At 70.5% G+C, this 12,020-nt stretch carries 9 protein-coding genes; 3 read left to right on the forward strand and 6 right to left on the reverse strand.

Translation table 11 applies throughout. The features are described 5' to 3' along the window. The 3 genes from PSH25_RS32145 to ettA all read right to left on the reverse strand — a co-directional run. On the reverse strand, positions 1 to 376 hold a 376-nt coding region (locus PSH25_RS32145; RefSeq protein ID WP_502361370.1), incomplete at its 3' end, for a DUF8010 domain-containing protein. Then, the gene (locus PSH25_RS32150; protein WP_112584127.1) at positions 373 to 819 is read right to left on the reverse strand and encodes an acyl-CoA thioesterase; all 447 of its coding nucleotides are present in this window, start codon (positions 817 to 819) and stop codon (positions 373 to 375) included. The genes PSH25_RS32150 and PSH25_RS32145, both read right to left, overlap by 4 nt. A 12-nt stretch (positions 820 to 831) precedes the next feature. After that, positions 832 to 2,508: an energy-dependent translational throttle protein EttA gene (gene ettA / locus PSH25_RS32155; protein ID WP_238662643.1), complete on the reverse strand. Its 1,677-nt coding sequence runs from the start codon at positions 2,506 to 2,508 to the stop codon at positions 832 to 834. Between the two features lie 209 nt (positions 2,509 to 2,717). Between ettA and PSH25_RS32160 the strand changes: the two genes are divergently transcribed. From PSH25_RS32160 to otsB, 3 genes are all read left to right on the forward strand, one after another. After that, positions 2,718 to 3,380, forward strand: coding sequence for a PIN domain-containing protein (locus PSH25_RS32160; protein WP_238662644.1), 663 nt, complete (start codon positions 2,718 to 2,720; stop codon positions 3,378 to 3,380). Positions 3,381 to 3,522: 142 nt separating this feature from the next. Beyond that, positions 3,523 to 4,923 carry an alpha,alpha-trehalose-phosphate synthase (UDP-forming) gene (locus tag PSH25_RS32165; RefSeq protein ID WP_030333449.1) on the forward strand — a complete coding sequence of 467 codons (1,401 nt, stop codon included), beginning with the start codon at positions 3,523 to 3,525 and terminating at the stop codon, positions 4,921 to 4,923. Positions 4,924 to 4,964: 41 nt separating this feature from the next. Next, entirely contained in the window at positions 4,965 to 7,529 is a 2,565-nt protein-coding gene (gene otsB / locus PSH25_RS32170) for a trehalose-phosphatase (protein WP_238662648.1), read from the forward strand. A gap of 51 nt (positions 7,530 to 7,580) precedes the next feature. Here the strand turns inward: otsB and PSH25_RS32175 are convergent, their stop codons facing one another. The 3 genes from PSH25_RS32175 to PSH25_RS32185 form a co-directional block, all read right to left on the reverse strand. Beyond that, entirely contained in the window at positions 7,581 to 8,867 is a 1,287-nt protein-coding gene (locus PSH25_RS32175) for a hypothetical protein (RefSeq protein ID WP_238662645.1), read from the reverse strand. 1,487 nt (positions 8,868 to 10,354) lie between these two features. After that, positions 10,355 to 11,605, reverse strand: coding sequence for a uroporphyrinogen-III C-methyltransferase (gene cobA / locus PSH25_RS32180; RefSeq protein WP_238662646.1), 1,251 nt, complete (start codon positions 11,603 to 11,605; stop codon positions 10,355 to 10,357). A 40-nt stretch (positions 11,606 to 11,645) separates the two neighbouring features. Next, positions 11,646 to 12,020 (reverse strand): nicotinate-nucleotide--dimethylbenzimidazole phosphoribosyltransferase (locus tag PSH25_RS32185; protein ID WP_238662647.1); only part of this gene is annotated, 375 nt, incomplete at its 5' end.

A 12,020-nucleotide genomic window follows, 5' to 3' on the forward strand; every position in this document is an offset into this window, starting at 1 on the left:
CCTCGGCGACGGGCAGCGCCTCCACCTGACGGCTCCGCGTCGGCGGCAGCGGCCACCGCCACTGGGCGTCCCGGCGGGTCGGCAGGGCCGTGCCGCCCCGCTCCAGCTCGGCGAGCAGCTCTGCGGACGCCACAGTGACGTCCTCGGCGACACCGTCGGCCGGCCCACCGGCAACCGTGCGCACCACCAGAACCTGCCACGGCAGCCGGGCCCACAGGGCGACCCGGCCGGGTGCGCCGGCCGGCCGCAGCCGGACCGGCGCGACCGGATCCAGCCGGACCAGCCGGGCCAGGAAGGCGCCCGCGTCGGCCACGCCGACGACACCATGCGTGGACGCCGCCACCCGGCCCGGCTCAGCGGTGCCCGGCTGGGTCACGCCACACCGCCCTGCGGCGCGTACGTGAGCAGGAAGTCCCGTTCCTCGGTGGTGATCCGCCGGGGCACCTGGCGGGTCAGGTCGAACGGCACCAGCACCGAGCGGGCACGGCTGGCCAACACCTCGCCGTCGTACAACTCGTAGGCGACGGTGAAGCGGGAGGCCCGGATCTCCTCCACCCACAGCTCGATGCGCACGGTGGGTGCCGCCTCCGCGGTGGCCCGGCCGAGCGCGTAGTCGACCGGGCGCAGATAGTCGACCTCGTGCCGGCGGATCACCACCCCGTCGGCGAACGAGCCGACCCCCCAGGCCCGGCCACCGGCGAACATCAACGCGACCCGCGCCTCCTCGTACAGGGTGAGGAAGCGCGAGTTGTTGACGTGGCCGTACGCGTCCAGGTCGGACCAGCGCAGAGTGCAGTGGTAGACGAAGCGGTCAGACACCTTCTCGGCCGGTCAGTCGCGGGTCAGCTTGCGGTACGTCACCCGGTGCGGCCGGGCGGCCTCCGCGCCGAGGCGGTCAATCTTGTTCTTCTCGTACGCCTCGAAGTTGCCCTCGAACCAGAACCACTTGGCCGGGTCCTGGTCGTCGCCCTCCCAGGCCAGGATGTGGGTGGCGACACGGTCCAGGAACATCCGGTCGTGGGAGATGACCACGGCGCAGCCGGGGAACTCCAGCAGCGCGTTCTCCAGGCTGGACAGCGTCTCCACGTCCAGGTCGTTCGTCGGCTCGTCGAGCAGGATGACGTTGCCGCCGATCTTCAGGGTCAGCGCCAGGTTGAGCCGGTTGCGCTCACCGCCGGAGAGCACCTTCGTCGGCTTCTGCTGGTCCGGGCCCTTGAAGCCGAACGCGGCGATGTACGCCCGCGACGGCATCTCGACCTTGCCCACCATCAGGTAGTCCAGCCCGTCGGAGACGACCTCCCAGACGGTCTTGTCGCCGTTGAGGCCCTCACGGTTCTGGTCGACGTACGAGAGCGAGACCGTCTCGCCGACCCGCACCTTGCCGTCCGTCGGCTGTTCCAGCCCGACGATGGTCTTGAAGAGCGTGGTCTTGCCGACGCCGTTGGGGCCGATGATGCCGACGATGCCGTTGCGCGGCAGCGAGAACGACAGATCGTCGATGAGGATTCGGTCGCCGAAGCCCTTGGTGAGGTTCTGCGCCTCGATCACCGTGCTGCCCAGGCGCGGACCCGGCGGGATCTGGATTTCCTCGAAGTCCAGCTTGCGGGTCTTCTCCGCCTCATTGGCCATCTCGTCGTACCGGTCCAGGCGGGCCTTGGACTTGGTCTGGCGGGCCTTGGCGTTGGAGCGGACCCACTCCAACTCCTCGGTGAGGCGCTTCTTCATCTTGGCGTCGCGGCGGCCCTCGACGGCCAGCCGGGCGGCCTTCTTCTCCAGGTAGGTGGAGTAGTTGCCCTCGTATCCAATCGCCCGGCCGCGGTCCAGCTCCAGGATCCAGCCAGCCACCTTGTCGAGGAAGTACCGGTCGTGGGTGATCGCCATGACGGTGCCGGCGTACTTCGCCAGGTGCTGCTCCAGCCAGGAGACGCTCTCCGCGTCCAGGTGGTTGGTGGGCTCGTCGAGCAGCAGCAGGTCGGGCGCCTCGAGCAGCAGCTTGCAGAGCGCGACCCGGCGACGCTCACCACCGGAGAGCTGGGTCACGTCGGCGTCCGGCGGGGGGCAGCGCAGCGCGTCCATGGCCAGTTCGAGCTTGGAGTCGACGTCCCAGGCGTCGAGGTGGTCGAGCTCCTCCTGGAGCTTGCCCATCTCCTCCATCAGCTCGTCGGAGTAGTCGGTCGCCATCTGCTCGGCGATCTTGTTGAACCGCTCCAGCTTGGCCTTGGTTTCGGCGACCGCCTCCTCGACGTTGCCGAGCACGGTCTTGGCCTCGTTGAGCGGGGGCTCCTGGGCGAGCATGCCGACGGTGTAGCCGGGCATGAGTCGGGCCTCGCCGTTGCTCGGCTTGTCCAGCCCTGCCATGATCTTGAGGAGGCTGGACTTGCCGGCGCCGTTCGGACCGAGCACACCGATCTTGGCCCCCGGCAGGAAGCTCAACGTGACGTTGTCGAGCACGACCTTGTCGCCGTGCGCCTTGCGCGCCTTTTCCAGGACGTAGATGTACTGGGCCACGGTGCGGGCTACCTCCGTCGGTTGCTGTCGCTGATCGGCGGCGCGGCGCGGGCTGCGAGAACCGCCCGCCGCCGCCGGCCGGGAGCCGGCCGCGCGCACGCCATCGTCAATCCTGACAGGTACGGCGCGCTTCGCCCACATCACCCCGCCCCAGGAGTACGCGGGCGAGCCGCGTTGCCGCTCGGCAGTCCGTTTTTTATCGTGACTCGATGTCTACCGAGTTCGTCATCGAGCTGCCGGACGAGCTGGCCGACCGGCTGGCCGAGGAACCGGACATCTCCGCCTTTGTGACGGACTGCGTGCGAAAGGACATGGCCGATGAGCGCACCCTGCACACACTCCGGCAGGCGGGTTTCGCGCTCTCGCCGGCTCGGTTGGAGCAGGCCGGGCGGGTATTGGACAGGGCACTGGAGCTGATCACACCGGAGCTGGGCCCCCTCGTCGCAGGACCCAGGGCGGGCACACCGGATGCACCGGTGTTGACTCCTGACGGGTCGGCATTCGTGCTGGACACGCCGGCACTGCTGGCCTTCGCTTGCGGCGATGACGGTGTCGCCGCCCGCATCTCGGTGGCCTCTGATCGCCGACTGAGGGTGGTCATCCCGGCGGGCTGCCTGGCCAGCGCCTATCGGCAAACTTCCCAGGAGGGGTGGTGGCCGCTGGATCTACTCGCCGGCCTGCGTCCGACGCGGGTCGAGCCCTTGACCGCGGACTGCTCGGCTGCGCTGGGCCTGTGGTTGCGGAGTGTGCCGGCCATGGACCTGGCCCAGGCTGCGATGGAGGCGGCTCGGGCGATCGCACCGATCATGACGGATCGGCGGGAGTTGCTCGGCGAGGTGCTGCCCAAGGAATGGCCGATCATCGACCTCTGACCGGCGGGCTGTCGACAAGATCACCTCTAGGATTCGGTCGGACCGAGGCGGGTAGGAGACTCCGGCACGGGGCACAAGACGCCGCAGCTACGCTCAGTACGCTCATCGCGGTGGACCCGTCAGTACCCGGAGGTGGCCGATCGTGACCGTCCGTAGCTCCTTTGTCGTAGTGGCGAACCGTCTGCCGGTCGACGAGGTGAGCACACCCGAGGGCCGGCAGTGGCGACGCAGCCCTGGCGGGCTGGTCACCGCGCTGCACCCCGTACTCGCCGAACACAAGGGCACCTGGGTCGGCTGGGCCGGTGGCACCGGCGCGGCCCCCGAGCCGTTCGACCTGGAGGGGATCCGGCTGCACCCGGTCCCGCTCAGCGCCGAGGAGCTGGAGCGCTACTACGAGGGCCAGTCCAACGCGACGATCTGGCCGCTCTACCACGACGCGGTGGAGACGCCGGCCTACAAGCGCCGGTGGCGCGAGGCGTACCGCCTGGTCAACGCCCGGTTCGCGGAGGCCGCGGCCGACGTGGCGGCCGAGGGCGCGACGGTCTGGGTGCAGGACTACCAGCTCCAGTTGGTGCCGGCGATGCTCCGTGAGCTGCGCCCGGACCTGCGGATCGGGTTCTTCCTGCACATCCCGTTCCCGCCGATCGAGCTGTTCATGCAGATGCCGTTCCGCACCGAGATCCTGCGCGGTCTGCTCGGCGCCGACCTGGTCGGTTTCCAGCAGCGGCTGGCCGCGCAGAACTTCGTCCGGCTGGCCCGGCACCTGCTCGGGTTGCGCTACGAGGGGCAGATGATCCAGGTCGACGGTCGGCAGGTGAAGGCGGGCGCCTTCCCCATCTCGATCGACACCCAGGAGATGGAGCGGATGGCCGCCGACCCGGCGATCCAGGCCCGGGCCAAGCAGATTCGCGCCGAGTTGGGCGACCCGAAGACGATAATCCTGGGCGTGGACCGGCTGGATTACACCAAGGGCATCGAGTTGCGGCTCAAGGCCTTCCGGGAGCTGCTGGCTGACGGAAAGTTGACAGTTCCCGACGCGGTCATGGTTCAGGTCGCCACGCCCAGCCGCGAGCGCGTGGAGCACTACCAGGCACTACGGGTCAAGGTGGAGCGCGAGGTCGGTCGGATCAACGGCGAGTTCGGCAGGGTCGGCGTGCCGGCGGTCCATTACCTCCATCAGTCGTACAGTCGCAGTGAGCTGGCGGCGATGTACGTTGCTGCCGACGTGATGATGGTGACCCCGCTGCGAGACGGAATGAACCTCGTGGCGAAGGAATACGTAGCATCACGTGCCGACCAGGGTGGTGCACTCGTACTCAGTGAGTTCGCCGGTGCCGCCACCGAGCTTCGCCAGGCATTTTTGTGTAACCCGCACGACCCGGACGCGGTCAAGGACGCCCTCCTCCGGGCAGTGCACGTGGAGAAAACCGAGGCACGCCGCCGGATGCGGACAATGCAACGTCACCTGCGTACCCACGACGTGGGCCACTGGGCCAAGTCTTTCCTCTCGGAGCTCGGAGTTCCCGAGGCGGAGGCCGAGTGAACACGTCCGTCAACGATGGGGCGGCAGTCGCCACCGGGGTCATGGACCCCGAGTTGCGCGCCGCCATCGGCCGGATCGCCCGGGTCCCCCAGCTCCTGGTCGCCTGCGACTATGACGGCACGCTGGCGCCGATCGTGGAGGACCCGAGCACGGCCGTCCCGCTGCCCGAGTCGGTGGCCGCCGTCCGCGCGCTCGCCGCGCTGCCGCAGACCACCGTGGCGGTGGTCTCCGGTCGGGCGCTGCGCGACCTGGCCGCACTCTCGCGGCTGCCCAGCGAGGTGCACCTCGTCGGCAGCCACGGCTCCGAGTTCGACATCGGCTTCGTCGAGCGGCTCTCCCCCGAGCTGGTCGCCGTGCGGACCCAGGTCCGCAACGCCCTGCGCGAGATCGCGGCCCAGCACCCGGGCATCCGGCTGGAGCGCAAACCGGCAAGCGTCGCCATGCACACCCGCGGCGTCGACCCGCAGATCGCCGCCGCCGCCATCGAGGCGGTCCGCAACGGTCCGGCCGCCTTCGACGGTGTCACGGTGACCCAGGGCAAGGAGGTCATCGAGCTCTCCGTGGTGGCCACCCACAAGGGCACCGCACTCGATCAGCTCCGGACCCAACTCGCCTCCAGCGCGGTGCTGTTCATTGGCGACGACATCACCGACGAGAACGCGTTCGGCCACCTGCACGGTCCCGACCTCGGCATCAAGATCGGCCCCGGCGACACCCAGGCCAGCTACCGGGTCGGCGACCCGCTGGAGGCCGCCCGCGCGCTGGCGCTGCTGCTGGAGACCCGGCGGCACTGGCTGTTCGGTGAGCGGGCGGTGCCGATCGAACGGCACTCCATGCTGGCCAACGGTCGTACCGTCGCTCTGCTCACCCCCGAGGCCAAGGTGAGCTGGCTCTGCCACCCCAAGCCGGACTCGGCGGCGATCTTCGCCGACCTCGTCGGTGGCAGCCCGGCCGGTCACTTCAGCGTCGCCCCGGAACGCGGCGGCATCCCGCTGGGTCAGCGCTACCGCTCCGGCACGATGACCGTGGAGACCCGCTGGTCCGGGCTCACCGTCACCGACTGGCTGGACAAGCCGGCCCGGGAGACCACTCCGGACGACAGCCCGGCGGTCATCACCGGCGACTCGACCCTGATCCGGGTGCTCACCGGCAGTGGCAAGGCCCGGGTGGAGTTCGCGCCGAGGCCCGAGTTCGGGCAGGTCGCCGTGCAGTTGCAGCCGCTCGGCGACGGCCTGCTGGTGCTCGGCTCCAACGAACCGGTCGCGCTCTACGCCCCCGGCGTTGAGTGGGAGGTCGGCAACGACGGCGGTTACGAGACCGCCAAGGCGGTCGTCGACCTCTCCGCCGCCGGTGGCCAGGTCGTGCTGGAGCTGCGCTTCGGCACGCACAGCCTGGAGCATCACCGGGTGCCGATCCACGAGCGGCAGGCCGCCGCCGAGCAGCCGTGGAAGGACTGGGTGGCCTCGCTGCGGCTGCCGTCCACCGCCCGGGACCTGGTCGCGCGCAGCGCCCTCACCCTGCGCGGGCTCTGCCACGAAGCCACCGGCTCGATCCTGGCCGCGGCGACCACCTCGCTCCCCGAGGAGCTGGGCGGCGTCCGTAACTGGGACTACCGCTACTGCTGGCTGCGCGACGCCGCGCTGACCGCCCGCGCACTCGTCGACCTGGGCTCCGTGGAGGAGGCCGAGGCGCTGCTGCGCTGGGTGGACGGCTGCATCGAGCGCACCGGCGGGCACCCGGAGCGACTGCACCCGCTCTACACCATTGACGGCTACGAGCTGGGCGCCGAGGCGGTCATCGACACGCTGCCCGGGTACGCCGGCTCCCGGCCGGTCCGGGTCGGCAACCTCGCCAACCACCAGTTGCAGCTGGACGTCTTCGGCCCGATCGCCGATTTGATCGCGGCCGTCGCCGACGCCCGCGGCTCGGTGCGCGACGACGAGTGGCGGGTCCTGGAGAACATGGTCGAGGCGGTCCGCCGCCGCTGGCACGAGCCCGACCACGGCATCTGGGAGGCCCGGCTGCCACCCCGGCACCACGTCTTCTCCAAGGTGATGTGCTGGATGACCGTCGACCGCGCGCTGCACGTGATGCGCGAGCACGGCGGCGAGGACCGGCCCGAGTGGAAGGATCTGCGGGACCGGATCGGCGCCAACGTGCTGGAGCACGGCTGGCACTCCGACGTCGAGGCGTACAGCGTCGCGTACGGGGACGAGGACATGGACGCCTCGTCGCTCTGGATCGGGCTCTCCGGCCTGCTCCCGGGCGACGACCCGCGCTTCCTCTCCACCGTCCTGCGGATCGAGGCGGACCTGCGCAGCGGCCCGGTCGTCTACCGCTACCACTGGGACGACGGCCTGCCCGGCCGTGAGGGCGGTTTCCACATCTGCACGGCGTGGCTGATCGAGGCGTACCTGCGCACCGGCCGCCGCACCGACGCCGAGGAGCTGTTCGCGCAGATGGTGCTGACCGCCGGCCCGACCGGCCTGCTCCCCGAGCAGTACGACCCGCTCGCCGAGCGCGGCCTGGGCAACCACCCGCAGGCGTACAGCCACCTCGGTCTGATCCGCTGTGCCCTTCTGCTGGACAACATGCTCAAGCAGTAGTCGACCGTTCGTACGACGGGGCCGGAGCGCATGCGCTCCGGCCCCCGTCGGTCACTGCGGGTACGGCAGGCTCGGTTGCCACCCGTACAGGCGGGCGCCGAGGTCGACGGGCACCGTCCAGTGCGCGTACGGCAGCACCGCGCTGCTGCCGGTGTGGATCAGGCACAGCAGTGGGGCGTCGCCGGTGTGGTCGAGCGCGAGCTTCGGTTTACGGGCAGCGCCGACGCCGCCGAGGCCGAACAGGACAACCGGATCCCGGACCGGCAGCCCCTGTGCGTGCCGGCCGTCACGCCAACCTCGGTACGCCGCGTCCAGCCGCCAGGGCGCGAGGTCGGCGAGACCTCGGTACAGGTTCGCCACCCAGGTGGGGGTGAGCTCGGCGTCGGAGAGCCGGTACGGCACCCCGGTCAGCAACGCGTCGAGCTCCGGATCCGTCTCCACCCCGGCGTTGGTCAGCGCCTCGGGCAACGCGCCACGGCGGACGGCCGCGACCGCGGGGGCGGCCTGCTCGACCCGGTCGACCTGCCAGCGAAGCCCTACCGGGGTGCCGGCCTGTCGGCGGTCCCACAGCCAGCGGGCGCTGTCCCAGCGGTGCCGCTGGTTGGCAGGGATCAGGTCGTCGGTGCTGATGACCAACTCCTTGCCCTCGACCCGTGCGGTGAGCCACCGGCCCCGCAGGTGCGGTCGCTGCTCGCCGTAGCCGGCCAGTGCGACCACCGCGGACCGCAGGTAGGCACCGGTGTTCCCGCGCGGGAAGTGCCAGCACAACGCGGACCTGTCGATGGCGTCGAGGTCGGCGGCGGCCTCGTCCGCCACCACGCCGATCCGGACCAGCGGTGATGCCGCACTGGCCTGACGGTGGTCGAACTGTCGACGGTCCCGGCGCTGCCGTACCTCGGCCCGCTCGACCGACGGGCTGACCGAGTACGCGGCCTTCTTCCCGGCCCACCGCAGCACCTCCGCCCCGGCCTCCTGCGGGTCGCCGAAGAGCCGGAACGCCAGCAGCTCGTGCTCGTCGGACCCGTCGTCCTCGGTCACCTGCAGCTCATACACCAGGTCACCGGGCGAGTCCAGGTCGTAGGCGGTGTGCGGGTCCCGGCCGAACTCGTTGCCGACGAGCGAGTCGCCCGGCTGTCGGCGATAGCCACGGACCACCGTGACCAGGACGCCCCAGGAGCCGCCCTCGTCCGTGCACCTCAGCGTGCGGACCGGGGCATCGCGCCATTGCGAGGGGAGGTCCTCGAAGGTGGTGGTCAGGCCGGGGCGTCCGCACCGCAGCGCGACGGGTGTGAGCAGGTCCGTTCGCCACGTCTCGTGAGGATCCTTCACGGTGAACATGGTCGACATTGTGTCGACAGCCACCGACAACCCCGCCACCGTGCCGGTCGTCGCCGCCGCAGCTGGCAATCTTGGACAGTTTCCGTTAGCACGTAACGGAAACTGTCCAAGATTCCCCGCCAGCACCCTCCCACGCCCGATCGGCATCGCCAGCACGGTCGGAACAGACCGTCAGCCGCTGATTCTTCACCCGGACCGGCGGGACGCCACGGTAGCGACCTCGATGAGACTCGGGTCCGTCGCCGGACGAGTCACCGGTCGCCCGCGCGTCGGGCTTTTGCCGGACTGATCCGCGCGGAGCGTTCGGGACAGTCCCGAACAGGCTGAACCCTTCACGGCGGAATTGGCATAGTGAACGATGGATGGGTATCGGCCACTCCGCCTCATCCGCTGCGGTAACCACCTCAAACAAATCGGGAGACTCTGTGCTAAAACGCAATGCCATACGGTTGGCCGCCGTTGCTGGAGCCGCCTTACTGGCCTTTGGGATTGCCCCGTCCCAGGCTTCAGCTGACACCTCTGTTGACAAATCGGTTGCGGCGGCAGCAGTGCCTATCGTGCCAGTGGAATCCGACGTTGCGGAATCCTTTGGACCTCCCGGGCAAGATTCGACCTGCACTTATGCAGGCTTCGCCGCAGGCTGCTTCAGGCCATACGGCGATGTCTTTTATGTGCAGGACTCCCGAGCCAATCTGAGCAGCCCCTACCTGCACTGGCAGAACCAGCTTCGCGGCCCCGACGGATCCTGGAAGCTCTACCGCGCCGGTAAGTGCTGGAACATGCTGGACGCCCCGAACTGGGGGGTCTGCAACAAGGATTTCTACGAGTACTCAACGGTGCGGTCGAATGGCGGCCAGGGAAGTCAGCTCAGATGGCGATTGTGCGCTCCCGCCGCGGCAGGTAGCGATAGTTGCTCCGCCTGGACGGGCTGGATCAACAACGACCAGTGACGGACCGCGCCGGGGATTGCGCTCCTATTGCCTAAAGCAGAGCCGGGGGTATCCCACATCGGCGCGTTTGGCAACACCCCTCCGCTAGCCTGCCACGCCCGTGGTGCCGGTGCCGGCACTACGGGCGTGGCGGCTGCCCCGGCCCGCATCGGCTGGTAGCTACGCGCATCGCGCGGATCAGGCAGGCAATCGCCACGAGCGGGGCGCACCGCCGCAGTCAGCCGTCGGGCCGCTGGTCAGGTACTGCACCAGTTCCCTCGGGACGTCGACCATGGCACGGTGAGCCAGCACGTGGAGCCCTCTCGAAGACGTGGATCTGTCGCAAGACCTGTCTATCGATGGCTCCACGTCTGTTTCGAGGACCGTCCGGTACTACCGATTCATCCGTGTCGTACCGAATCGGCCACCATTCCTTGCTGAGATCAGTTCAGTGAAGTGTTATAGATTCCGGCTCAGGTGTTGGTTGCCTGGGCCGGTTTCGTGGTGCCCGGCGCAGGCCAGCCCGGCGCCGGGCCCCGCATTCGCCCCGACGATGTGTCAGCCGTTGAGGGCGTCCACCACATCGCCGACCACCACGACTGCGGGCGGGCGCAGGTCGGCCGCGACCAGGTCGGCGGCAATCGCGCCGAGTGTCGACCGCAGCACCCGCTGGGTGCCCGTCGTGGCCTCCTGGACCACTGCGGCCGGCGTCTGCGGTGACCGACCGTGCGCGATGAGGGTGGCCGTGATGGCGGCGAGGTTCTTCAGCCCCATCAGGATCACCAGGGTGCCGTGCAGACCGGCGAGGGCGTGCCAGCGCACCAGCGAGGCCGGCGAGTCGGGTGCCAGGTGCCCGGAGACCACAGTGAACTCGTGCGCCACCCCCCGGTGGGTGACCGGGATGCCGGCCGCGGCCGGCGCGGCGATGGAGCTGGTCACCCCGGGCACCACTGTCACCGGCACGCCGGCCGCCGCGCAGGCCAACAACTCCTCGCCGCCGCGCCCGAAGACGTACGGGTCACCGCCCTTGAGCCGCACCACGAAGGCGCCGGCCAGGGCACGGTCGACCAGGATCTGGTTGATCTCCTCCTGAGCGCGGGACGGGCCGTAGGGGATCTTCGAGGCATCCACCAACTCGACGTCGGGGCGCAGCTCGTCGAGGAGCAGCCCGGGCACCAGCCGGTCGGCGACCACCACGTCGGCCTCGGTGAGCAGGCGCCAACCCTTCACGGTGATCAGCTCCGGGTCGCCAGGCCCCGCCCCGACCAGCGCCACCCGCCCGGCCTGCCGCCCGCCCGTCGTCCCGGTCGAAGCGTCGGACGGGCTCGGCGTCGAGGCGGTGGCGTCCGGTGCCAGGCGGACCGCCAGGAGGTCGCGGATCGCGTCGCGGACGGTCATCGCCCGGCGGGGGTCTCCGCCGCCGAGCACCGCCACGGTGACCGGGCCGTGCCGGGTCACCGCCGGGGTCCAGGCGGTGGCGGCCGTCCGGTCGTCGGCCCGGACGCAGAAGATCCGCCGCTCGGCGGCGACGGCACTCACCGAAGCCGCCGCGATCGGGTCGTCGACGGCGACATGGACCAGCCAGGCGCCGTCCAGGTCCTCCGGTACGAACCGGCGCTGCACCCAGTGCAGCCGACCCGCGTCGACCCGGGCGCGCAGCGCCGGGGTCAGCTCCGGGGCCACCAGCAGGACGTCCGCACCGGCGTCCAGCAGCGCGGGTACCCGCCGGGTGGCGACCGCGCCGCCACCCACCACGACCACCCGCCGCCCGTGCAGCCGCAAACCCAGGGGGTACGGATTGGAGGTCACGCCACACCACCGAGGCGGACGGCGCGTTCGTTGCGCGTGGTCACTTCTCGGCCACCCCGGCGGAGTCGAAGGTGGCCACCTCGTGCAGCACCCGGACCGCGCCGGTGACCACTGGCAACGCCAGCAGCGCGCCGGTGCCCTCGCCGAGGCGCAGCCCCAGGTCGATGAGCGGGTCGAGGCCGAGGTGGCGCAGCGCGACAGTGGCACCGGGCTCGGCCGAGCGGTGGCCGGCGACCATGGCGCAGACCGCGTCCGGGGCGAACGCGGCGGCGGCGAGCGCGGCCGAGACCGCGATCACGCCGTCCAGCAGCACCGGCGTACGGCGGGCCGCGGCCCCCAGGATCAGCCCGGCCAGGGCGGCGTGCTCCAGACCACCGACGGCGGCCAGCACCCCCAGCGGGTCGGCCGGGTCGGG

Origin of the sequence: Micromonospora foliorum, from assembly GCF_022229015.1 — a bacterium.
Lineage (GTDB): Bacteria > Actinomycetota > Actinomycetes > Mycobacteriales > Micromonosporaceae > Micromonospora > Micromonospora foliorum.